The sequence below is a fragment of the Paenibacillus sp. FSL H3-0329 genome, from assembly GCF_037963285.1.
Lineage (GTDB): Bacteria > Bacillota > Bacilli > Paenibacillales > Paenibacillaceae > Paenibacillus_AQ > Paenibacillus_AQ odorifer.
Genome location: NZ_CP150150.1, coordinates 42016 through 64357 on the forward strand (window position 1 = coordinate 42016; position 22342 = coordinate 64357).

23 protein-coding genes and 1 riboswitch are annotated in these 22342 nt (G+C 46.2%); of the genes, 22 read left to right on the forward strand and 1 reads right to left on the reverse strand.

Translation table 11 applies throughout. The features are described 5' to 3' along the window. Positions 1–23 precede the first annotated feature (23 nt). A riboswitch (cyclic di-AMP (ydaO/yuaA leader) is annotated at positions 24–253 on the forward strand. Positions 254–538: 285 nt separating this feature from the next. From NSQ66_RS00190 to NSQ66_RS00240, 11 genes are all read left to right on the forward strand, one after another. Continuing rightward, positions 539–1705 carry a 3D domain-containing protein gene (locus NSQ66_RS00190; RefSeq protein WP_036678820.1) on the forward strand — a complete coding sequence of 389 codons (1167 nt, stop codon included), beginning with the start codon at positions 539–541 and terminating at the stop codon, positions 1703–1705. 176 nt (positions 1706–1881) lie between these two features. Beyond that, positions 1882–2433 carry a ribonuclease M5 gene (gene rnmV, locus NSQ66_RS00195; protein ID WP_036678817.1) on the forward strand — a complete coding sequence of 184 codons (552 nt, stop codon included), beginning with the start codon at positions 1882–1884 and terminating at the stop codon, positions 2431–2433. After that, entirely contained in the window at positions 2430–3314 is an 885-nt protein-coding gene (rsmA, locus tag NSQ66_RS00200; RefSeq protein ID WP_036678815.1) for a 16S rRNA (adenine(1518)-N(6)/adenine(1519)-N(6))-dimethyltransferase RsmA, read from the forward strand. The genes rnmV and rsmA overlap by 4 nt, the downstream gene beginning before the upstream one ends. A 165-nt stretch (positions 3315–3479) precedes the next feature. Continuing rightward, the gene (yabG, locus tag NSQ66_RS00205) at positions 3480–4382 is read left to right on the forward strand and encodes a sporulation peptidase YabG (RefSeq protein WP_036678813.1); all 903 of its coding nucleotides are present in this window, start codon (positions 3480–3482) and stop codon (positions 4380–4382) included. A gap of 276 nt (positions 4383–4658) precedes the next feature. Next, entirely contained in the window at positions 4659–4934 is a 276-nt protein-coding gene (locus tag NSQ66_RS00210; protein WP_019914493.1) for a Veg family protein, read from the forward strand. Positions 4935–5077: 143 nt separating this feature from the next. Next, positions 5078–5254 carry a small, acid-soluble spore protein, alpha/beta type gene (locus NSQ66_RS00215; RefSeq protein WP_036678812.1) on the forward strand — a complete coding sequence of 59 codons (177 nt, stop codon included), beginning with the start codon at positions 5078–5080 and terminating at the stop codon, positions 5252–5254. 140 nt (positions 5255–5394) lie between these two features. Then, a complete protein-coding gene (ispE, locus tag NSQ66_RS00220; protein WP_036678809.1) occupies positions 5395–6249 on the forward strand; it encodes a 4-(cytidine 5'-diphospho)-2-C-methyl-D-erythritol kinase in 855 nt (284 codons plus the stop codon). Positions 6250–6324: 75 nt separating this feature from the next. After that, a complete protein-coding gene (gene purR / locus NSQ66_RS00225; RefSeq protein ID WP_036678807.1) occupies positions 6325–7152 on the forward strand; it encodes a pur operon repressor in 828 nt (275 codons plus the stop codon). Positions 7153–7361: 209 nt separating this feature from the next. Further along, entirely contained in the window at positions 7362–7649 is a 288-nt protein-coding gene (gene spoVG, locus NSQ66_RS00230; protein WP_020425826.1) for a septation regulator SpoVG, read from the forward strand. A 272-nt stretch (positions 7650–7921) separates the two neighbouring features. After that, a complete protein-coding gene (glmU, locus tag NSQ66_RS00235; protein WP_036678799.1) occupies positions 7922–9322 on the forward strand; it encodes a bifunctional UDP-N-acetylglucosamine diphosphorylase/glucosamine-1-phosphate N-acetyltransferase GlmU in 1401 nt (466 codons plus the stop codon). Positions 9323–9409: 87 nt separating this feature from the next. Beyond that, on the forward strand, positions 9410–10363 hold the full coding sequence (locus tag NSQ66_RS00240) for a ribose-phosphate diphosphokinase (protein WP_036678796.1): 954 nt from the start codon (positions 9410–9412) through the stop codon (positions 10361–10363). An 88-nt stretch (positions 10364–10451) separates the two neighbouring features. On the opposite strand, the gene NSQ66_RS00245 is transcribed toward NSQ66_RS00240, so the two are convergent. Further along, on the reverse strand, positions 10452–10652 hold the full coding sequence (locus NSQ66_RS00245; RefSeq protein WP_036678792.1) for a hypothetical protein: 201 nt from the start codon (positions 10650–10652) through the stop codon (positions 10452–10454). A gap of 125 nt (positions 10653–10777) precedes the next feature. Between NSQ66_RS00245 and pth the strand changes: the two genes are divergently transcribed. From pth to yabQ, 11 genes are all read left to right on the forward strand, one after another. Then, on the forward strand, positions 10778–11338 hold the full coding sequence (gene pth / locus NSQ66_RS00250; protein ID WP_036678864.1) for an aminoacyl-tRNA hydrolase: 561 nt from the start codon (positions 10778–10780) through the stop codon (positions 11336–11338). A gap of 84 nt (positions 11339–11422) precedes the next feature. Next, the gene (locus tag NSQ66_RS00255) at positions 11423–11653 is read left to right on the forward strand and encodes an anti-sigma-F factor Fin family protein (protein ID WP_036678789.1); all 231 of its coding nucleotides are present in this window, start codon (positions 11423–11425) and stop codon (positions 11651–11653) included. 131 nt (positions 11654–11784) lie between these two features. Then, entirely contained in the window at positions 11785–15309 is a 3525-nt protein-coding gene (mfd, locus tag NSQ66_RS00260; RefSeq protein ID WP_038568019.1) for a transcription-repair coupling factor, read from the forward strand. Further along, positions 15296–16336: a peptidylprolyl isomerase gene (locus NSQ66_RS00265; RefSeq protein ID WP_076142188.1), complete on the forward strand. Its 1041-nt coding sequence runs from the start codon at positions 15296–15298 to the stop codon at positions 16334–16336. Before mfd ends, NSQ66_RS00265 begins: the two co-directional genes overlap by 14 nt. Before the next feature lie 255 nt (positions 16337–16591). Further along, positions 16592–17134 (forward strand): stage V sporulation protein T, encoded by a 543-nt coding sequence (spoVT, locus tag NSQ66_RS00270; protein WP_036678783.1) that lies wholly within the window; start codon positions 16592–16594, stop codon positions 17132–17134. A gap of 147 nt (positions 17135–17281) precedes the next feature. Beyond that, a complete protein-coding gene (locus tag NSQ66_RS00275; RefSeq protein ID WP_339279513.1) occupies positions 17282–18964 on the forward strand; it encodes a polysaccharide biosynthesis protein in 1683 nt (560 codons plus the stop codon). A 27-nt stretch (positions 18965–18991) separates the two neighbouring features. Then, the gene (gene mazG, locus NSQ66_RS00280; protein WP_076099916.1) at positions 18992–20491 is read left to right on the forward strand and encodes a nucleoside triphosphate pyrophosphohydrolase; all 1500 of its coding nucleotides are present in this window, start codon (positions 18992–18994) and stop codon (positions 20489–20491) included. Positions 20492–20780: 289 nt separating this feature from the next. After that, positions 20781–21053 (forward strand): HU family DNA-binding protein, encoded by a 273-nt coding sequence (locus tag NSQ66_RS00285; protein ID WP_036678778.1) that lies wholly within the window; start codon positions 20781–20783, stop codon positions 21051–21053. After that, entirely contained in the window at positions 21053–21331 is a 279-nt protein-coding gene (locus NSQ66_RS00290; RefSeq protein ID WP_036678775.1) for an RNA-binding S4 domain-containing protein, read from the forward strand. The genes NSQ66_RS00285 and NSQ66_RS00290 overlap by 1 nt, the downstream gene beginning before the upstream one ends. 158 nt (positions 21332–21489) lie before the next feature. Then, complete coding sequence (gene yabP / locus NSQ66_RS00295) at positions 21490–21774, forward strand: sporulation protein YabP (protein WP_036678773.1); 285 nt, start codon at positions 21490–21492, stop codon at positions 21772–21774. Next, positions 21771–22334, forward strand: a complete 564-nt coding sequence (gene yabQ / locus NSQ66_RS00300) for a spore cortex biosynthesis protein YabQ (RefSeq protein ID WP_036678771.1) — start codon at positions 21771–21773, stop codon at positions 22332–22334. Before yabP ends, yabQ begins: the two co-directional genes overlap by 4 nt. Positions 22335–22342: the final 8 nt, after the last annotated feature.

Consider the following 22342-nt stretch of genomic DNA (forward strand, 5'->3'; position numbering starts at 1 on the left):
TTATTGTGACAGCCATTGATTCATGGATCGTCTCGCTGAGTCTCCGTATGGAGAACGGGGGAACCAATATTGAACTGCCGCATGCCTGTATCTTGAATACGACTAGGAATTGCCGCAGAACAATATTTGATTTCTTCACGTGGTCTTTGGGGTGAATTTAAGGGCAACCGCCGTGAGCGGGTGACCTGAAATAGGGCGTCTCTCTTTCGTCCGAACCCGACAGCTAACCCCGTAAGCGCAAGTAAGAGAGGCAACCTCGTGCACAAACATTCCCGCGTATTCTGACATCGGAGAAGCCACGAAAGAGTCCTCAAGAGAACTCTTTTTAGGCTTCTTTATTTTTGAATAAACTGAATGTTGCCCGCATACTGTTATATAACAGGTGTGGGAGTAGCTGTGCCGAGCAGGCGATCCATGAGCAGGAGACGCTAAGTTAATACGTGCGTATCCTGTGACAATCTCAAATAGTTTCGTCAAAGAAATTCAGTCCTCATGATATACAAATTGACGACGAGGCTATGTAAGGAGGATGGAGAGAATGGGCTTATTCCAACCAGAGGTATCCCATGATTCGCAGTCATCCAGCAGGTCTTTCGCATTACGGTGGGAGCAAGTAAATACTCGCGTACTTTTACTTGCAGGTGTGATTTCAATCGCAATCGCGCTGTTAATTCTGCTGTACGTACACGGTCAAAGTAACAAACAATTTGTTTTAGTAATAGACGGGCAAACACAGACACTTGAAACGCGAGAAGCACTTCTTGGTGATGTGTTGGAGAAAGAGCAAATTTCGCTGCAGCCGCATGATGAATTATCTTTAGGTCTGAGTGATGAAATAAAAGACGGTGACCGTGTCGTTATCAATCGTGCGCAGAAATTTAGCCTTACTGCGGACGGAGCAACAAAAACGTTATATACGACCGAAGACACTATCGGTCAGGCGATTGACAAACTGGGTATCAACCTAGAAGGCTATGATAAGATTTTTCCTTCGTTAGACACCACCATCTCTGCTGACATGGAGATTAAGATCGTTCGTATCAACAAGCAAACGGTACAGCGAACAACTAACTTACCTTTCCGTGTTATTAAGACAGCAGATCCCTCCCTTACTGTGGGAACAGTTAGAGTGGCACAGGCAGGCAAACCAGGCGTCATGGTTCAGCATATTGAAAAGATCTATCAAGACGGAGAACTGGCCTCTATGCGCATGATCGGCAAGGAAGTACAAACGGTAACAAAAGATAAGATCATTGCCGTTGGTACTAAAGCACTTCCTAAGCCTACTGTAGTTGCTAAAGCTACAACAACTTCCAAATCAAGCACTACCTCCAAAACGACTAAAGTTAGCGCTAAGACTAAGAACGTCACAAGCAAGGCTGGCGTAGACTTTGAGTACAAGAAGATGATTAAGAACGTCTCCATGACAGCTTATTCGTCAGAAGAGCCAGGAATAGGTACTAAAACTGCCTCCGGAACACGCGTAACGGAAGGTCGTACAATTGCAGTAGATCCGAATGTAATTCCTATTGGCTGGTGGGTTTATATCGATGGGCTTGGATTCCGCCGTGCAGAGGATACGGGCGGTGCCATTAAAGGCAATAAAGTGGATGTCTATTATGATTCCCTGAGCCATGCTCGTAATTTCGGCCGTAAATCACGTACCGTATATGTGATTGGACCTGTGAAACCAGAGCTTAACTAGAACTGAAGCTTTTGCAAAAAATCCTTTGATAAGCTATAGTGATGATAACCGTTAAGGAACGCTGGATGATCATTTCGTTGATCGCAGAGCAACCGCTCATCACTTATACATTCTTTAACCAAAAGAAGAGGAGCGAATCCTCTTCTTTTTGCTTTTTTTGGAAGGAGTCAAGAAATATGATTAAGGAATTAATCGTCGTTGAAGGCAAAAGCGATACCGTAGCCATTAAGCGTGCTGTGGAAGCAGATACGATTGAGACAGGCGGCTCTGCTGTAAACCGGACTGTAATTGCGAAGATTGCGCTAGCTATGGAACGCAGAGGGGTTATTATTCTTACGGACCCGGACCATGCTGGGGAGCGAATTCGTAAAATCGTTTCAGCGAAGGTGCCGGGCTGCAAGCATGCTTTTATTCCGGAGAAGGACGCAACTCGAAAAGGGGATATCGGTGTAGAGAATGCATCGCCAGAGGCGATTCGTCATGCGCTGCGTAACGTACATACCTCTTTTGAAGGAGCACCTGCTTTGATTGGTATTGATGACCTTATGGCCGCTGGAATGCTTGTACACCCTCGGGCTGCTGAAAGACGTATGGCGCTTGGTAATTTGCTTGGAATCGGATATTGTAACGGCAAACAGCTGTACAAGCGGCTGGCGATGTTTGGGATTACGCGGGAGGAATTTGCCGGGGCTCTCGCCCAAATTGATCAGGGAGGCATTACTTCATGAGTGGTAGAGAGGAAATTTCGACTCCAAAACGGACCAAAGAGATTATTCAACGTTATGGATTCAAGTTCAAGAAAAGCCTGGGACAGAATTTTTTGATTGATCAAAATATTTTGGACAAGATTGTAGACGCTGCTGGACTAGATAGCGATTCTGGGGCGCTGGAGATCGGGCCGGGAATTGGAGCGCTGACGGAGCGTCTGGCACTAACAGCCGGTGCTGTAACTGCCGTAGAGATAGACCGTAGACTGATTCCAATATTAAAAGACGTACTTTCCCCTTATCCCCATGTTAAGGTTCGTAACGATGATGTCCTCAATGTGAACTTGCAGGAAATGTTCAAGGAAGATTTCACCACTGTGAACAAGGTCAGTGTGGTTGCTAACCTGCCTTATTATGTGACTACTCCGATTCTGATGAAGCTGCTTGAAGAGAAGCTTCCCCTTGATAACATCGTTGTAATGATTCAGAAGGAGGTTGCGGAGCGTATGGCTGCATCTCCAGGTGGAAAGGAATACGGAAGTCTTAGCATTGCCGTGCAGTACTACAGCGAGCCTGAGCTCGTCTGTATCGTGCCGCGTACGGTATTCATCCCTCAACCTAATGTGGAGTCTGCTGTTATCCGTCTGAAGGTTAGAGAGCATCCTCCGGTAAAGGTGGAGAGTGAGAAGCATTTCTTTGAAGTGGTTCACGCTTCTTTCACACAGCGCCGCAAGACGATTGCTAACAATCTGAAGGCTCGTTACTTCCCTGAACAAGGACGTGAGCAGCTGGAGGCTTTACTCGCAGAAGCGGGTATTGAACCGACCCGTCGTGGAGAAACACTCAGTCTTGAAGAATACGCCCGCTTAAGCGGTGTTTTGCTAGCCGCTGGAATTGAATAAGCAATAAGAAACGGTTGTTGTCTTAAAGGACGACAACCGTTTCTCGTAGAAATATAAGGATGTTATTCTGGTGGAGCATTATACATTCTTATATTTTAAAAATATGGCGAGTTATGAACCAACTGAGGCCTTTGCCCATACGATGGGGTAGAGGTGGTGGTTGTAATGAATTTAGGAGACTTGGTCGTTCGCAAATCTTATGGCGGTGATTTAACATTTCGTGTAGATAATATCGTGCAGGATAGAGCCGTCATTAAAGGCACAGATTTCCGCCTGTTGGCGGATTCTCCTCTGGATGACCTGGTTCAAGTGCCTCCTACCCGAATAACGGAACGGGGACAGCAAGCACAGATCAAAGCGAAGGAATCACTGACACAGCTGCGGAAGGACCGTCAGGAGCAAAGTCAGCGGAGCGGGGGAACTCTAACAGAGGGGACATGGGCTCCACCCTCCAAGGAAGCTCCTTATTTTGAAGTGCCGGGTAAAGTACTGCATCTGGATGGCGATCCGGCATATTTGAATAAGAGCCTTAGCTTATACGAGCAACTGCGGATTCCCGCTGAAGGGCATCATGTTCATGAATCTGCAATGGCTGATACGTTATACCGGCTGTTGCCCCGTGTACGCCCAGACATTGTAGTGATCACTGGTCATGATGGGGTACTGAAGCAACAGCATACTTACGATCTATATAGTCTGAATAGCTACAAAAATTCGCAAAACTTTATAGCTGCTATTAGGGTAGCTAGGGAGTATGAGCGGAATTTTGATGCGTTGACTATTGTTGCCGGTGCTTGCCAATCTCATTTCGAGGCATTACTTGGAGCTGGGGCTAATTTTGCCAGTTCACCTGGTCGAATTTTGATCCATGCTCTGGATCCCGTTTATGTAGCAGCAAAATCATCCTTTACTTCCATCAGGGATACTGTAAATCTTAGTGATGTTCTGAATAATACCATCAGCGGTAATCAGGGTATTGGTGGTGTTGAGACCCGTGGCAGCTTCCGTATCGGAATGCCGCGGCTGCAGAATCTGTCGGCGCTAAAAGTGACACCATCAGCCATTTAAGCGGCAGAGATAGGTCTATGGTTTCAGGAATATAGGTAATTTGAATGGGCTGAATAGAATATCCGAAAGAAAGGGTGAGCGCTGAGCTTAACCCTTTCTTTTTTTCTTTGTGATGCCTATATTACAGATAACAAGGATATTAGTCCGGCGCTGATTTCTCGCAAAAAAATTCCGTTGACAACGAAATATGCATCAACTATAATTAATTATTTATTTGCTTTGACATTGTCCTGAAAAAGTTGTATAATGGACAAGAAAAGAGGTGGTCGTCAGGTAATGGCTAATAACGCGCTGTTGGAAATCAAACGCAGTCTTGAAGCTCACGTCGGTCATAAGATCACATTGCGTGCAAACGGAGGTCGTCGTAAAACCGTTGAACGCACAGGTGTCCTGGAAGAAACGTACCCTTCTGTATTTATTGTCAAACTGGATCAGGAGCAGCAAACTTTTAAGCGAGTCTCCTATAGCTATGCCGATATACTTACTGAATCTGTGGAAATCACAGTTTGTGAAGACGATGGGCAGATGCGGATTATGTATATTAAAGCTTAATGTTTCACGAACAGTCTCCTTTGGAGGCTGTTTTTTGTTTGCGTTTTTTGGGACAAATATTTGGTGCATGATCCGTGTTCTAAGCAAGCATACTAATTGGGCAACGGGTTAATCATTTATTTTCATAAGGGAGGAATTCCGTAATGAGCCGCAGAAAACGAGGCATGATGTCGGAGGAACTGAAGACAGAGTTAGCCAAGGAGCTGGGTTTTTATGAAACCGTAGAACGTGAGGGCTGGGGTGGAATTACAACTCAAGACGCTGGCAACATGGTGAAAAAAGCGATACAGCTTGCTGAACAGGCCGCGCGGAAATCTTAAATTTTAGGCTATAAAGTGAATATTACTGAAAAAGGGTGCGTCTAAAAGGCGACACCCTTTTATTATTGGACTTCATTAGAAGTTTCTCATATAATATGTTAAGTTGTTTTTACGGGAAAAGCTGAAGGTGGGTGAACGCCTTGAAAATGTATGAAAAGGCACCAGCTAAAATTAATTTGATGCTGGATGTGCTGCACAAACGTGCTGACGGTTTTCATGAGGTGGAAATGATTATGACCATGGTAGATCTAGCAGACCGCTTAGAGCTGTCTGAGCTGCCAAGGGATACTATTATAATATCAAGTCAGGCTGGTTATATTCCCCTGGACGAGAAAAATTTAGCTTTCCAGGCGGCAAGGCTTATTAAAGACCGTTATAACGTGAAGAGTGGTGTACATATCCATCTGGATAAAAGAATTCCGGTTGCGGCTGGCCTAGCTGGCGGCAGCAGTGATGCCGCAGCTACGCTACGCGGTCTAAACCGTCTGTGGCGTCTCGGTATTCCTGCGCAGGAGCTACAGGAGCTTGGCGCTGAGCTGGGTTCAGATGTGCCTTTCTGCGTCACAGGCGGCACAGCCTTAGCTACAGGACGAGGCGAAAAGCTTACGCCAATCAACAACCCGCCACAATGTTGGGTTGTGTTGGCGAAACCACCGATCAATGTATCGACTGCAGAAGTGTATGGACGCGTTCGGAGCAATAATATAGCTGTGCATCCTTCTGCTCGAAAGATGCAGCAAGCGATTGAAGCAGGAGACTTTGGGGGCGTATGCAACCATCTAGGCAACGTGCTTGAAGATGTTACCCTAAGGCTGCATCCAGAGGTTCAGCAGCTCAAGGAAGCGATGATAAAGCTCGGAGCAGATGGGGTGTTGATGTCAGGCAGCGGACCTACCGTATTCGGTTTAGTGTCCAAGCAGTCTAAAGTAGCAAGGATTTACAACGGACTGCGAGGGTTCTGCAAGGAAGTCTACGCAGTGAGATCACTGAATTAGTCTGCTTCTCTTGTGTAAACCCGTACAAAAGTGATATATTTTTCTAAAATATTCGGTTTTGGCGAGGAGCATTCCGTGAAGAAATTAAAAAGAAGCCAACGTTTGGTAGACATGACTCAGTTTTTACTTGAGCGGCCGCATGAACTACTGCCGCTGTCTATATTTGCCGATCGCTATGGAGCGGCTAAGTCCTCCATCAGTGAAGATTTGGCAATCATAAAAGAAGTATTTGAAGGTGAAGGCATCGGAGAGCTGCAGACTTTAGCTGGTGCAGCGGGTGGAGTTCGTTATATCCCAGTTATGCCTAAAGATATGGCGCTAACCTTTGTGCAGCGCTTATGTGTGCAGCTAGAGCAGACTGACCGGATATTGCCTGGCGGTTATTTGTATATGTCGGATCTACTTGGGTTGCCGTCTTTGATGGAACAGGCGGGTAAGATCATCGCAACGGCCTTTTACGGATCGGAAATCGATGTGGTGATGACCGTTGAAACGAAAGGCATTCCACTAGCCTATGCAACAGCAGCACAGCTAGGCTTGCCGGTAGTGCTTGTGCGACGTGACCATCAGGTTACAGAGGGATCAGCAGTAAGTATTAATTACGTATCAGGATCTCATAAAAGCATACACACAATGTCTCTCTCCAGACGGGCACTCAAGGAGAAATCGCGAGTACTTATCGTAGATGACTTCATGAAGGCGGGAGGGACTGTACGTGGTATGGTCGATCTGCTCGGTGAATTTAATGCCGAGGTTGCTGGGGTAGGCGTTTTAGTGGAATCAGGCGCTGTAGAGACGGAAGAGCGTCTGTTGCACGATTACGTGTCCTTGGTAAAACTAAGTGAAGTAGACTCCAAAGAGCGGAGAATTTCGGCGCATCCGGGCAACTACTTTTCCTCTTGATTAGCCATTCTCTTACATTTTCAAAAAGCGTGGAAATTGTCGAAAACGTAAGGAATATTAAGAAAACTACTCGATGTATGTCGAAAACAACATATCCCAAAAAATATATTTCTTTTTTAGGTATTTTATGGAATGAAAAAGAAGGAATTCGCTTTGCTGTGTGGAATTATACACCAAGTCTCTGATGGAAAAAGGTGGTGAACACACACATGCAAATTACGGATGTCAGACTCCGCCGCGTTAACTCTGAGGGGAGAATGAAAGCAATCGCATCCATTACCATCGATAACGAGTTTGTTGTTCATGACATTCGCGTCATCGATGGCAATAATGGGATGTTTGTTGCAATGCCCAGCAAGCGTACACCGGACGGCGAATTCCGCGATATCGCGCACCCGATCTCTTCGGGAACACGCGAGAAGATTCAATCCGCGGTTCTGGCCGAGTACGATCGCGCCGCTACGGAAGAAGAAGAAGTTATTGAAGAGGGAGCTTAGGCTTCCTCGGAAGACTGCTACCTTTTGGGTGGCGTAGGATCCGCCGTTTTTGATAAGATCACACCGACATACACTTCATGAATTAGCAGCCTGATCTTGCAAGAAAAGCTATTGCTGGTGAAGGATTTGACGACATCTTCGAAAGGCAGCGATAAATGCTTTTCTAACTTGGGGTTTATAGAAAAGAGAACCATGACTTCATGGTTCTCTTTTCTTTTTGCCCGGAATGAGATATATTCAGTAGTGAGTTCAAGAGTAGGAGGTTGGCATTCTTGAAAAGAATGGCTGTAGTACTTGCCGCAGGTCAAGGCAAGCGAATGAAATCTAAATTATATAAGGTGCTGCACCCCGTTTGCGGTAAGCCGATGGTAGGGCACGTGCTTGATACAGTAAAAGCGACCGGATGCCAGCGCACCGTTGTTGTTGTTGGGCATGGCGCAGAGAAAGTTAAGGCCTATGTAGGTGATGGAGCGGAATACGTGCTGCAGGAAACTCAGCTCGGCACTGGCCATGCTGTCAAACAAGCAAAGGATTTACTTGCTGGCGAAGAAGGAACAACTATAGTTATTTGTGGAGACACACCACTCGTAACCACGGAGACCCTGGAAGGACTCATGGCGCTTCATGAACAGCGTAATGCGGCTGCAACCGTATTGACAGCAGTTATGGAAAAGCCTACAGGCTACGGAAGAATTATTCGTGGTGAAGATGGCGGCGTTCTGAAGATTGTAGAGCAGAAGGATTGCACTACTGAAGAAGATGCGGTTCAGGAAATCAATACAGGCACTTATTGTTTTGATAATGCTAAATTATTTGCTGCACTCGAAAAGGTAACGAACAGTAATAACCAGCAGGAGTATTATTTGACTGATGTGATTGGGATTCTTCGTTCACAAGGGGATACCGTACTAGGATATCAGACCCATGACGCAGCTGAGTCTATCGGCGTTAATGATCGTTTAGCTTTGTCTGAAGCGGAAGCCTTTATGCGTCAACGTATTAATCGTAAACACATGCTCGGTGGTGTAACCATCATTGATCCAGCCTCCACTTATATCGGAGCAGATGTAGTTATCGGATCAGATACAACGCTTTATCCAGGAACCATCCTGAAAGGGAAGACTGTAATCGGGGACAATTGTGTGATCGGACCGGCTAGTGAAATCGAAGACTGTCAGATTATGGATGATGCGACGATTAAGCAGTCCGTATTGAATCAAGCTCAAGTCGGCGCACGGACAACCGTTGGGCCTTTTGCCTATTTGCGTCCAGGCTCTGTGCTTGGAGAAGAAGTTAAGGTTGGAGATTTCGTCGAGATCAAGAATGCTACTATTGGTGACGGTTCAAAAGTGTCACATCTTAGTTATGTCGGCGACGCATCTGTAGGTAAGAATGTAAACGTCGGGTGCGGTGCGATTACCGTTAACTACGACGGGTATAATAAATTCAAGACAACAATCGCAGACGATGCCTTTATTGGCAGTAATGTTAATCTTATTGCTCCAGTCACTGTGGGCAAAGGGGCTTTTGTTGTAGCAGGTTCGACAATTACACGTTCCGTTTCCGAGAACGATCTGGCTGTAGCTAGAGTAAGACAAGAGAACAAACCGGGATATGCAGAGAAGATCCGTTCCCGTGCTAAAGCGAAGAAAGACCACTCGAGTCCATCGTAAAGTGTTGCTAAGAAGCGCCGGACGGACTTATATTTCCGCGCCGGCGCCTTTGGAAAGCTAAATTCCGTCACGGAGGGTTTATATTTTATGACTTATTGTGATTCCAAGTTAAAGATTTTCACCTGTAACTCCAATCCTAAGCTAGCTAGTCAAATTGCTGATTACATCGGGATTCCGATGGGTGAATCACACACCACAAGTTTCAGCGATGGAGAAATTCAGGTCAAGCTGTCAGAAAGCGTTCGGGGATGTCATGTTTATATTGTTCAATCCACTTGTGGCCCTGTAAATGATAACCTGATGGAGCTTTTGGTTATGGTAGATGCGCTTAAACGTGCCTCTGCAAAAAGCATCAACGTGGTTATCCCTTACTACGGATATGCCCGTCAAGATCGTAAAGCCCGTTCCCGTGACCCCATTACCGCTAAGCTGGTAGCCAATCTAATTGAAAAGGCTGGCGCTCACCGTGTAATTACGATGGATCTTCATGCCATGCAGATTCAAGGATTCTTCGATATTCCAGTGGATCATTTGCTTGGTGTACCGATTCTGGCTCAGTATTTCCGTTCCAAACAAATCGAGAACCCAGTTGTCGTATCGCCGGATCATGGCGGTGTAGTACGTGCAAGAAAGCTTGCTGATTTCCTAAACGCTCCGCTGGCTATTATAGACAAGCGTCGTCCAGAACCTAACGTCAGCGAAGTTATGAACATCATCGGTAATATCGAAGGCAAAACAGCCATCCTGATTGATGATATCATCGATACCGCTGGAACTATCGTACTTGGTGCTAATGCTTTGATGGAAGGCGGCGTGAAGGAAGTATACGCATGCTGTACACACCCAGTATTGTCTGGTCCTGCACACGAGCGTCTGGAGAATTCTCCAATCAAAGAAATTATCGTGACGGATACCATTCCAATTCGCAGCGCGAATCCAACCTCTAAGCTCAAGGTGTTGTCCGTGGCTCCACTTATGGGTGAGGCAATTATCCGCGTTCATGAAGAGTTGTCGATTAGTAAATTGTTCGAGATTGAATAAATATAACGAATGAATAGTACAAAAGGGTTACACCTCCGTTCTCGGAGATGTAACCCTTATCGGCGTGCTACAGGTAGAACTACTGGATTCAATATCCGGGGCGGGAGACAAAGGTGAATAAACTGCGGTTATAGAGTGTCCCTTGTAGCTCCACGAAAGCTTCGTCTACCGCTGTTAATACACCGATATCAATATGCACGTCGCCCTTATATATTTCCACGGGTACAGCATATTGGATGTGGTACTGAAAATGGCGTTGATGTGTCAATAATTCGCCTTTGTGCGGCATGGGTTATCACCTGTCTTCGGAGTATAATTTCGCTCTGGTTGCACAGAGATATGTAGATTAGATCTATTGTACCAAAAACGGACTCCTCTTGCCGGAGAGCCCGAATGGAAAGGAAAGGTTCGATAATGAAATGGATTGTCGGATTGGGAAATCCCGGAACACAGTACGCGAAAACAAGGCATAATGTTGGCTTTATGGCTTTGGATGAGCTTGCCGCCCAGAACGGAATTGCCTTCAACCAGAGCAAATGTAAATCCGTCATCGGTGAAGGGGTCATTGGTGGCGTCAAAACCGTATTGATTAAGCCCATGACCTTTATGAACTTGTCCGGTGAGGCCGTTCGCGCTTATATGGATTATTACAAAGTTCAACTTGAAGATATGATCGTCGTTTATGATGATTTGGATACAGAAATCGGAAAAATCCGTTTGCGTTATCAAGGAAGCGCTGGTGGACATAATGGAATTAAATCCATCATCCAGCATGTAGGAACACAGAATTTCAATCGGGTACGAATGGGTATTTCTCGTCCTGAGCCAGGTTTTGCTATTGTCGATTATGTACTTTCTACTTTTCCTAAGAAGGAAAGCGATCCGCTTAAGCAAATGATCCTTAATACTTGTGATGCACTGGAATACAGCTTACAGCATTCATTCGAGCAGACGATGGCTAAGTTCAATGGTTAATCTGTAAACCCTGTTGTTTTTAAGGCTAAAGATGAAGCTGCCCGGACATACTGAAGGTATATAGTACCTTCAGGAGGCATATAGATGGCAATAAACTATGTTTGTAGGCACTGTAAGACATCTCTAGGCAGTATTAATAGAAGTGATGTTACAGAAATGCAGTTGGGCCTTCATTCCTTGACCCCTGCGGAGCGCAGAGATATAATAGCGTATAATTCAGAAGGTGAAATCACGGTAAAGGTTACTTGCGACTATTGCAAGGAGGCTTTAGAGAACAATCCGGAGCTTAGCCTGCTGACAAGTCCGCTTCAGTAAGGTGGAAGCGCCTGTCTCTATCGTCATCCGCAAGCCTTGGCGTTACAGCTGAGGCTTCTTTTCGATTCCAATCATAATAGGTGACGGTGGCTACGCCACCGTTAGCCTGTTTAGTAAGAGAGGTGCGCCTGTTGTTACAAGGTCTTATAGAAGCTTTTTCCAAGGATCCCGATTTCCAGTCTATCACCCATGGTGTTGCTGCAGGTATGAAAGAGCAGCTCATTTCGGGGCTTACAGGTTCTGCTAGACAGATTATGCTTGCAGCATTACATGAAGAGACAACTCGTCCCTTACTTGTAGTGACTCATAATATGTTTTCGGCCCAGAAGATGGCCGATGATTTGCAGGAAGCGCTTTCTCCTGACCGGGTTCTGCTCTATCCCGCCAATGAACTAGTGGCTGCAGAAGCGGCTGTATCAAGCCCAGAGACACTGGCTCAGCGTATAGATGTGCTGACCAAATGTGCTCAGGGCTTCCGTGGTATTGTTGTAGTTCCTTACTCAGGAGTGCGTAGATTGCTGCCAGCCCCAGAGGTTATGGCAGAGGCACAAGTCACCGTTTCCCAAGATGGAACGCTTGCTCTGGATGAATTTTTGATGTCCATGATTGAAATGGGCTATGAAAGAGTAGAGCGGGTTGAAAATCGTGGTGAACTGAGCGTACGGGGTGGAATAATTGATTTTTATCCAATGACATCTCCTTTGGCTTATCGGGTTGAGTTATTTGACGATGAGGTTGATTCCATAAGAACTTTTGATCCAGTGGATCAGCGTTCTATTGATAAGGTACGTAGTGTGAAGATTACACCGGCTAAAGAGATTATAGCTAGTAGATTGCGCCAGGAATCTGCTTCTGCTGAAGCCTCAGCTATGATGGAGCGACAGTTGGAGAAGATGGCGGATCGCCAGGCGAAGCTCAGGTTGCGGGAAGAAATTGGCCGTGAGCTGGAAATGCTGCGGGAAGGTACTTATTTCCCGGAGATCTATAAATATATCAGTCTTTTATATCCTGAACGCTCTCATTTATTTGATTACATGGCCCAGGATACCATTCTTATTCTAGATGAGCCGACAAGACTGCTCGAAACGGCGAGACAGCTTGAAAGAGATGAATCGGAATGGAACCTGCATTTGCTGCAAAACGGCAAATCTTTACCGGATCTAGATCTCTCTGTCGATACGGATGTTGTTATGTATCAGCGCCCGTTCCAAAGTCTGTTTATGTCAATCTTTTTACGTCAGGTTCCGCATATTCAGCCTCAGAACATTCTTGGATTTATCAGTCGTGGAATGCAGGATTTCCATGGCCAGATGAATGTGCTGAAATCGGAGATGGAGCGTTGGCAGAAGTCCGGTGTTAAGGTAATGATGCTTGCGAGCAGTGAGGAACGGATTGAACGAGTGCGCAGAGTTCTTTATGATTACGGCATTAACGAGCCGATGATTGTACAAGGAAATCTGGGTTCTGGTTTTGAGCTGCCCTCTATTCATCTAGCAGTTATAACTGAGGGGGAAATGTTCTCTCAGAAGCAGCGGAAGGCACGGAAGATTTCCAAAGGAATAGATAATGCTGAACGGATCAAGAGTTACACAGAGCTGAAAATCGGTGATTATGTCGTCCACCAGAACCATGGTATCGGAAAATATATGGGAATCGGCACGCTTGAGGTCAGCGGTATTCACCGTGATTACATGCATATTCTGTATGCTGGCGGCGATAAGCTCTCGGTTCCGATTGAGCAGATTGACCTGATTCAGAAATATGTCGGTTCCGAAGATAAAGAGCCGAAAGTATATAAGCTAGGCGGCAATGAATGGACACGAGTGACCAATAAGGTTCGTTCCTCCGTTCAGAATATTGCTGATGATTTGATAAAGCTATATGCTGAGCGCCAAAGTGCCGCAGGATATGGTTTTGAAAAGGATACACAGGAACAGCATGAATTTGAAGAAATGTTCCCTTACGAAGAGACCCGAGATCAGCTTCGGGCTATCGAAGAGATTAAGAAGGATATGGAACAAAACCGGCCAATGGACCGATTGCTTTGCGGTGATGTTGGATATGGTAAGACTGAAGTGGCTATTCGGGCGGCTTTTAAATCAGCGATTGAAGGTAAACAGGTGGCGGTGCTAGTCCCGACAACGATTTTGGCTCAACAGCATTATGAGACCTTCCGCGAACGTTTCGCTAATTACCCGCTTAATATTCAGGTCTTAAGTCGTTTCCGCAGCCGTAAAGAGCAGAACGAGACGATTAAAGGCGTTAGGGCAGGAACTGTCGACGTAGTTATCGGTACACATCGTCTGTTATCTCAGGACCTTGTATTCAAGGATCTGGGGCTATTAATTGTGGATGAAGAACAGCGTTTCGGCGTAACTCATAAAGAAAAGCTGAAAAAGCTGAAAACGAATGTAGACGTTCTTACGCTGACTGCAACTCCAATTCCTCGTACGCTACATATGTCGATGCTCGGAGTGCGGGATCTGTCTGTCATTGAGACCCCGCCAGAGAACAGATTCCCTGTACAGACGTATGTAGTGGAGCATAGCCAGACCCTTACGCGGGAAGCTGTAGAGCGGGAATTAGCCCGCGGTGGTCAAGTCTATTATCTCTATAATCGTGTGCAGGGCATTCAAGAAATGGCTGCTCAAATCTCTATGCTTGTTCCTGAGGCTAGAGTTGGCATCGGACATGGTCAAATGTCGGAATCTGAGCTGGAGAAGACCATTCTCGATTTCCTTGACGGAGAATACGATGTGCTCGTCAGCACAAGTATTATTGAGACGGGCGTAGATATTCCGAACGTTAATACACTTATTGTGCATGATGCGGATAAAATGGGCTTGTCTCAGCTCTATCAGCTGCGTGGACGTGTAGGCCGGTCCAATCGGATCGCTTACGCTTATTTCACGTATCAACGGGACAAGGTTCTGACAGAGGTTGCAGAGAAACGTCTGCAGTCTATTAAGGAATTTACGGAGCTAGGCTCTGGTTTCAAAATAGCGATGCGAGATCTGTCTATTCGCGGTGCGGGTAACTTGCTGGGTGCAGAGCAGCATGGCTTTATCGCATCCGTGGGGTTTGATCTGTACTCACAAATGCTGGCGGAGGAAATTCGTAAGCGTAAGGTTACTGTGCTTGGGGAGGAAGATACATCCCTGAAAGAAGGCAATACAGTCATTGATTTGTCGATTGACGCGTATCTGCCGTCAGAGTATATTTACGACAGTATCCAAAAAATTGAAATTTATAAAAAAGTGGCGGCAGTAACCTCCTTCGATGATGCTTCCGAGCTTGAAGATGAGCTTTTGGATCGGTTCGGTGAGTTACCTGAAGCCGTGGTGAATCTACTATCGGTCGCTCGTTTGAAAGTGTATGGAAAAATGTATGGCATTGATTCCATGATTAGACGCGGAGATGATGTTACCTTGAATTTCTATGAGGGAAGTCTCGGCGCTTTAGACACAGCGAAACTCGCCAAAGTTGGAAATAGCTTCGAAAGACGTGTACAATTTGATAGGGATGCGAAAGCCAGTATCCGGGTCAAATCGAAAGATTTAAGTGATAAACAGCTGCTTGACTTGCTTGAACAGTTTCTTAAGGAAGCTAAACAGTCTTTTAAATCGAAGGGAGAACTACACAATGTCGTTAAATAAAACAAAATCATGGAAAGTGCTGCTCGTTTCATTGGCAGCGGCAGTTTCCTTTTCTATGCTAGCAGCATGTGGAAATAGTGCTGATGATAATCAAGCTGTAGCCACTTATAAAGGTGGAACGATTACACAAAAGGAATTTGCAATGGATCAAAAAATCATGAAATTCCTATCTCCACAACAAGCGCAATATTTAGAGATTGATGCGTTTAAGGAGTCCATTCTGAAGCAAGAAGTGGGCTTTGAATATTTGGCTTCCCAAGCAACGGATGAAGCGAAAAAGCAAGCGGAGAAAGAAGCCGATACTCAAATTGCAAGCATTAAGGAACAATTGGGCGATACCTATAAGAAGACACTGAAAGATGCTGACGTTACAGAGAAAGATATTCGTACTTATATGGAGCGTGTGCTGTCAGTTTATCAGGATATGCTGCTTAAAGTGACTGATGATCAAGTTGTCAAAGAATTCGAAGCGACTAAAGGTGACTTTACGGTTGCCACACTGCGTCATGTGCTAATTGGTCTGACAGATGCAGACAACAAAGAGCGTACCAGCGAAGAAGCGCTTAAAATAGCGAAAGAAGTTAAGGCGAAGCTGGATGGCGGTGCTGATTTCGCAGCCATCGCTAAGGAATATTCTGACGATACTGGCTCTAAAGAGGCAGGCGGAGAATATAAAGATAAAGCTGTAGGCACTTATGTGGATGAATTTAAGAAGGCTGCACAGACCTTGCCTCTAAATACCATCAGTGATCCTGTAGAAACTTCTTACGGTTACCACATCATCAAGGTGGAGTCCCGTACAGACAAGACTTTCGACCAGTTAACGGATGAGCAAAAAGAAGGCATTAAGAGCTCAATTGTATCCAAGAACCTAGAAACGTTCATGGAAAAGGATCTGGAAGGCATTATTGAGAACATCAATCTGCCAAAAAGCTCTGCTGCCGCAGATGAAACCGGAACAAATAGTGGAACAGAAGCCACTACAGCTCCAAGCGCATCCCCAAGTGCTACAGATGCCGCTGAATAAACATCGGTAAATATGGACAAGCTTACCTTAGAAAAGCCATCTTCACTTAAAGTGAAGATGGCTTTTTATTTCGCAGAAACGGTTGTAGAACTACCTTTATCTTGATGCAGATATTAATACATGTCAGCTTATGTATAAGGATCTGGGAAGAGATGAATACTATGGTCAGATATTACGATAAATCACTGGGATTATCCTTTCCCATAATGGACAGTAGTAAGACCATACTTCTTAAGAAAGCGGGGCACATGTGAAATGAAAGCTACTGGAATTGTTCGCCGTATTGATGACCTCGGACGCGTGGTTATTCCCAAAGAAATTAGACGTACTCTTCGTATTAGAGAAGGAGACCCACTGGAAATATTCGTCGATCGGGACGGTGAAGTCATTCTCAAGAAATATTCTCCGATTGGTGAGTTGGGTGACTTTGCAAAAGAGTACGCGGAGTCATTGTTCGAAGGTACTGGGCACATTACGATGATTGCTGATCGTGACACCTTCATTGCCCTTGCAGGCGGCTCCAAAAAAGATTATTTGGAGAAACAGGTGGGAGTGCTGTTGGAGAAAGTCATGGACAGCCGTAAGACTGTGTTAGAAACCAATGAAGGCAGTTATGAAATCGCTAAAGATCATCCGGATTTGGTGTCCTCATATGTAGCCTCACCGATCATTTCCGGTGGAGATCCTATTGGTTGTGTAGTGATGGTGAGCAAGGATGATTCGGCGAAGATGGCGCAAATGGAAATAAAAATGGCCGAAACGGCTGCCGCTTTCCTGGGCAAACAAATGGAGCAGTAATCTTAATTTAGACCCCGGTTTCCTTTTGGTAAGATATACAAAGGGCAAACGGGGTTTTGTTGTTTACACAAACCGTTTCTACTTGTGGGCATACATAAGTTATAATATAGAAATTCATCCCATCAAAGTTGTAGAAGCAGGTATTATATGAAATCCAATACACAAACATCACGATTGCTACAAGGCGCATTTATCCTCAGTGCCGCGGCCATTATCTCAAAGCTTATTGGCACACTCCAAAAAATTCCGCTGCAAAATCTAGGCGGAGATGCTGTATTTGGTATATACAACACAGTGTATCCCTTGTATACAATGCTGTTAACGGTAGCTATGCTAGGTCTGCCTGCGGCGATCTCCAAATTTGTCGCCGAAGCTTCGGCTGGGAGACGCGATGAAGAAGGCCGGCGGATTCTACTATTATCCGCGCTAATTACAGGCATCAGCGGCTTGATTATCGGCGCCATCACCTATGCAGGTGCACCCATCATTGCCGAATGGGTAGGTAACTCACATGTAACGCCTGCCTTGCGGACAAGCGCCTGGGGTTTGGCAGTTGTCCCTGTCATGTCGGCCATACGCGGGTATTTTCAGGGGCTGCATAATATGGTTCCTACTGCCGTGTCACAGATTGTAGAGCAGTCTGTACGGGTTACAGTGATGATTGTTCTTCTTTTATATCTCACTTCGCAGGGAGCAGGAGCTGAGAGCATCGCTGCTGGCGCGCTGCTTGGTTCTGCCGGAGGGGGAGCCGCAGGGCTTGTAATTATGCTGCTGTACTTGAGACGTCACCGCCGGAGGGTAAAACAGGAAGCTGCTGCTGAAGTAGCTGCTGCTGTCGAAAGTCAGCGTGTAAGAGCGCTGGATGCAGGACATGGACTAGGTTCCAAGCAAGGGTTCATGGGCATTAAAGCAGGTACACTGCTGGCTTATGGAATTCCCGTAATGCTAGGTGCACTGGCTATGCCTCTTATCGGTCTTGTAGATGTATTCACTGTGCCTCGACTGCTGTCGTCTGACGGAAGTGAAGTAGCTGCGATGGCCCAGTTTGGTGTGTACAATCGGGGTTTGCCGCTTGTGCAGATTATAACGATGATTGCCACCTCACTGTCTGTTGTGTTCATTCCCGCTTTGGCGGAAGCGAAGTACAAGGGAGATATGAAGCTGATTGAGACCCGCTGCAGCTTGTCGCTGCGTTGGTTCTGGCTGTTAGGTCTAGCGGCCTCAGCGGGCCTTGCAGTGCTTGCTGAGCCGATTAATATGGCTCTTTACGGGGATACCGCTGGCAGCAGCACAATGACTTGGCTGGCTTTTACCGCTGTTGGCGGTACAGTCAGCATCATCTCTGCTGCGCTCCTGCAGGGCCTCGGCTACGTGCGCGCCCCGGCCCTGCACCTTTTGGCCGCCGCGCTGCTCAAGGCGGCCCTGAACCTGCTGCTGGTTCCGCAGCAGGGCATTACCGGCGCGGCCATCGCTGGCGTGGCTGCGCATTCGTTCGCAGCAGCGCTTAACGTGCTGCTGCTGTACCGCCAGGGCCATCTGCGGCTTCGCCTCGCAGATGCCCTGGCACGGCCCGCGCTGCTCACAGCGGGCCTGGCTCTTGCCGCCGCAGCTGCCAGCTGGGGCACTGGCGCCGCGGCTACGGCCGCTGGCATCGGCGGCGGACGCACCGCCAGCTTGGCGCAGAGCCTGCTTGGGGTGCTCGCAGGCTGCGTTATCTTTGCCGTAGGCGCGGTGGTGCTGCGGCTGCTCAGCGAAAGCGAACTTCGCCAGCTTCCGGGCATCGGCCCGTCTCTGGCGGACAAGTTCAAAAAGCTGTGGTTATTTCCATAATTAACTCGCTTAAAAGGAGGAACACATATGAGTGCAACATTAACAGTTGTTGGTCTCGGGTCAGGTAATCCCGATCGCCTGACACTAGGAATTATAAAAAAACTGAAGGCAGCATCCGTTGTATACGTTCGTACCCAAGAGCATCCAGTCATGGCTGCTCTCACCGAGCTTGAAATCGCCACGCAATCCTTTGATGGACTGTATGAAACATTATCTTCGTTTCCTGAGGTCTATGCGGCAATTACTTCAAAATTGATTGAAGAGGCTCGCTCTGCCGCAGACGGTACAGATATTGTCTATGCGGTTCCGGGGCATCCCATGGTTGCAGAGTCAGCTGTTTCACAGCTGCGTCAGCGTTGCCCGGAAGAAGGAATAGAACTGCAAATATTAGGCGGGGAGAGTTTTCTGGACGAGGCGTTTGTACGACTGGGGTTTGACCCTATTGAAGGGTTCCAGTTATTAGATGCTTCAGGCATTCGCAGCGCTCAGCTTCAACCTGAATTGCATACTCTGATTGGCCAGGTTTATGACAGCTTTACAGCTTCGGAGACAAAGTTATGTCTGATGGAGCTATATCCGCCGGAATATGAAGTGGTGGTGGGTCATGCCCTTGGCGTGGAGAACGAAGAAAGCATTGTGACTGTTCCTCTATACGAATTGGACCGGCTTGAGGGTTATGGCAATTTGTCTCTGGTCTATGTACCTGCGAATCGTGATGAGAAGCTAAGAAGTCGTACTTTCGCTCGCTTGCATGAGATTGTCGATATTTTGCGCAGTCCGGACGGTTGTCCGTGGGATCGGGAGCAGACTCATGAATCTTTACGTAAAAATCTAATCGAAGAAACCTATGAAGTGCTTGAGACGATTGATGAGGATGACCCAGACCATATGAAAGAGGAGCTGGGCGATCTTTTGCTGCAGATCATGCTGCACTCCCAAATGGAAGAGGAGCTTGGCACGTTTAACGTATTTGACGTCATAGAAGGACTGAATGATAAGCTTATCTTCCGCCATCCTCATGTATTTGGTGACAAGAATGCGAATGACGCTGAAGAAGCTCTGATCAATTGGGAGGGCATGAAGGCAGAGGAGAAGCGGCGGAAAGGCGTAAAGCCCGAGGAACTATCCGTACTCAGTGGAGTTCCGCGTGATTTGCCTGCTCTTATGAAGGCGTACAAGCTTCAGAAAAAAGCATCCAAGGTGGGCTTTGATTGGGACAACGCTACGGATTGCTTAGCTAAGGTTCGTGAAGAAATAGAAGAGCTGCAAGAAGCCATCGATACTGACGCAGCCGCGGAGGATCAAATCCTGGAGCTGGGCGATCTATTATTTGCTGTTACCAATGTTGCCCGATTTATTGGTGCAGATCCGGAAGAAGCTTTAACCCGGACCAACCGCAAATTTGTGCGTCGGTTTCAGTATATCGAGCAAAGTCTGCGAGCCAAGGGTGTGAGTGTAGAGGATAGCAGCTTGGAAGAGATGGAAGAGTTGTGGCAGGAGGCAAAGACTGAGGAACGAAAAGTATAGTGATTTTCTCAGACTATGTACGGTATACGGACCTTAAGATGAGGCAATGCTGTGAAAGTAGCATTCATCTCTGATTTAGATTATGGCGAGTAGTTTAATAGTGCTATAGAATAGATTCTGCGACGATTTCTGAGAAATAACTGTTTCTTTTTTTAAAAAACGACGATTCGTGGCAGGATTTTAAGATGACATCAAGAATATCATAAAGACGAAATGACGACTTGCCCCATAATATGGCGGTGAATCTCGTTTCATTTATTTTTTCGTATCCTAGGAGGAACTTTAAATTATGAACAAGACAGATTTGGTAAACAACATTTCCGAGAAAAACGGATTGGCAAAAAAAGATGTAGAAGCAGTATTGAACGGATTCTTGGGTGAGATCACAGAAGCTTTGGCAAAAGGCGATAAAGTCCAACTGATCGGTTTCGGTACATTCGAAACTCGCAAACGTGCAGGACGTACTGGTCGCAACCCGCAAACGGGCACAACGATTGAAATTCCAGAATCAACTGTACCGGCATTCAAAGCTGGTAACAAGCTTAAAGAAGCCGTTAACTAATGCGTCTTGACAAATTCCTGAAAGTGTCCCGATTAATCAAGCGCCGGACAGTGGCCAAGGATGTGTCCGAACAAGGCCGGGTGCTGATTAACGGGCGGGAATCTAAACCAAGTAGTGCAGTTAAGATCGGTGACGAGATTACTGTGCAATTTGGACAAAAGCTTGTAACGGTCAAAGTCGAAAAGCTAGTCGAAACGACGCGCAAGGACGAAGCCGCTGGTATGTATACTCTACTTCGGGAAGAGCCTGTTGCCAAAAGCAGCGGATTGGACTGGTAGGAGTAACATAATGAATAGTAAAAAAGAAGGTGCAACTCTACAATATGTAAAGTTGCACCTTCTTTTTTTCTTTTTGTCTCTCTTATTTTAGTGGATTGGAATGTTCTATAACTTCTTCTACTGCCATAGATTAGAGGTAAGAAGGAGGGGTACATGCTATGATCGAGCCAGGAAAGGTAAATAAACAGCATGATCTGCACATGCGCAGTCGTAAACAGCTAGAGTTGACGGGCGTGCAAAATGTGGAGAGCTTTGATAGCGAGGAATTTTTGCTTCGTACAGAACTCGGCCATCTCACCATTCGCGGGAATCATTTACATATCAAAAATTTAAGTCTGGAGAATGGACTGTTGTCCTTGGAGGGCAATGTACATTCCCTGATTTATCTAGATCCCGGATCGCAGGGCAAAAATAAAGGTCTACTCGGTAAGCTATTTAAATGAATCCTGCAGTTCAGTGGCTGACGCTGTTCTACATGATATTGGCCGGGGTGACAATGGGACTGGCCTATGACAGCTACCGGGTGCTGTCGCTCAAGTTCAATTTTCCCAAATGGCTGAATGCCATGCTTGACCTGCTGTATTGGCTTTGTGCTGCTTTGTTTGTTTTTAGAATGCTCTATGCCGGAAATCAGGGGCAATTGCGATTTTATGTCTTTTTAGGTTTATTTCTAGGAATATGGATCTATTTTTTGATCTTCAGTGTTACGGTGCGGCGTTTTGTGTTAATGTTAATTCAATCGGTTCAGTATATGTGCAGATTGCTATGGAGACTTATGGAGATTATGATAGGTAAACCTCTTCGCTGGCTTTGGCGCCTTATTATAGGGTTGCTAGTGCTGCTAGGTCGTATTCTATTATTCATCCTTAAGCTTCTGCTGCGTCTAACGAAGCCAATTTGGGTATTACCTGTAAGGTGGATTTCTCCATGGTTATCACGGCTTAAGCATAGCGCCTGGATCGTGAAGATCACTGGATGGATTACCAAATGGCGGAAACGCTGACCTTTGAA

Coding starts and splice junctions, on each gene's coding strand:
- NSQ66_RS00190 (WP_036678820.1), top strand. CDS start 539: ATGGGCTTATTCCAACCAGAGGTATCCCATGATTCGCAGTCATCCAGC.
- rnmV (WP_036678817.1), top strand. CDS start 1,882: ATGATTAAGGAATTAATCGTCGTTGAAGGCAAAAGCGATACCGTAGCC.
- rsmA (WP_036678815.1), top strand. CDS start 2,430: ATGAGTGGTAGAGAGGAAATTTCGACTCCAAAACGGACCAAAGAGATT.
- yabG (WP_036678813.1), top strand. CDS start 3,480: ATGAATTTAGGAGACTTGGTCGTTCGCAAATCTTATGGCGGTGATTTA.
- NSQ66_RS00210 (WP_019914493.1), top strand. CDS start 4,659: ATGGCTAATAACGCGCTGTTGGAAATCAAACGCAGTCTTGAAGCTCAC.
- NSQ66_RS00215 (WP_036678812.1), top strand. CDS start 5,078: ATGAGCCGCAGAAAACGAGGCATGATGTCGGAGGAACTGAAGACAGAG.
- spoVG (WP_020425826.1), top strand. CDS start 7,362: ATGCAAATTACGGATGTCAGACTCCGCCGCGTTAACTCTGAGGGGAGA.
- NSQ66_RS00240 (WP_036678796.1), top strand. CDS start 9,410: ATGACTTATTGTGATTCCAAGTTAAAGATTTTCACCTGTAACTCCAAT.
- NSQ66_RS00245 (WP_036678792.1), bottom strand. CDS start 10,652: ATGCCGCACAAAGGCGAATTATTGACACATCAACGCCATTTTCAGTAC.
- pth (WP_036678864.1), top strand. CDS start 10,778: ATGAAATGGATTGTCGGATTGGGAAATCCCGGAACACAGTACGCGAAA.
- NSQ66_RS00255 (WP_036678789.1), top strand. CDS start 11,423: ATGGCAATAAACTATGTTTGTAGGCACTGTAAGACATCTCTAGGCAGT.
- NSQ66_RS00265 (WP_076142188.1), top strand. CDS start 15,296: ATGTCGTTAAATAAAACAAAATCATGGAAAGTGCTGCTCGTTTCATTG.
- spoVT (WP_036678783.1), top strand. CDS start 16,592: ATGAAAGCTACTGGAATTGTTCGCCGTATTGATGACCTCGGACGCGTG.
- NSQ66_RS00275 (WP_339279513.1), top strand. CDS start 17,282: ATGAAATCCAATACACAAACATCACGATTGCTACAAGGCGCATTTATC.
- mazG (WP_076099916.1), top strand. CDS start 18,992: ATGAGTGCAACATTAACAGTTGTTGGTCTCGGGTCAGGTAATCCCGAT.
- NSQ66_RS00285 (WP_036678778.1), top strand. CDS start 20,781: ATGAACAAGACAGATTTGGTAAACAACATTTCCGAGAAAAACGGATTG.
- NSQ66_RS00290 (WP_036678775.1), top strand. CDS start 21,053: ATGCGTCTTGACAAATTCCTGAAAGTGTCCCGATTAATCAAGCGCCGG.
- yabP (WP_036678773.1), top strand. CDS start 21,490: ATGATCGAGCCAGGAAAGGTAAATAAACAGCATGATCTGCACATGCGC.
- yabQ (WP_036678771.1), top strand. CDS start 21,771: ATGAATCCTGCAGTTCAGTGGCTGACGCTGTTCTACATGATATTGGCC.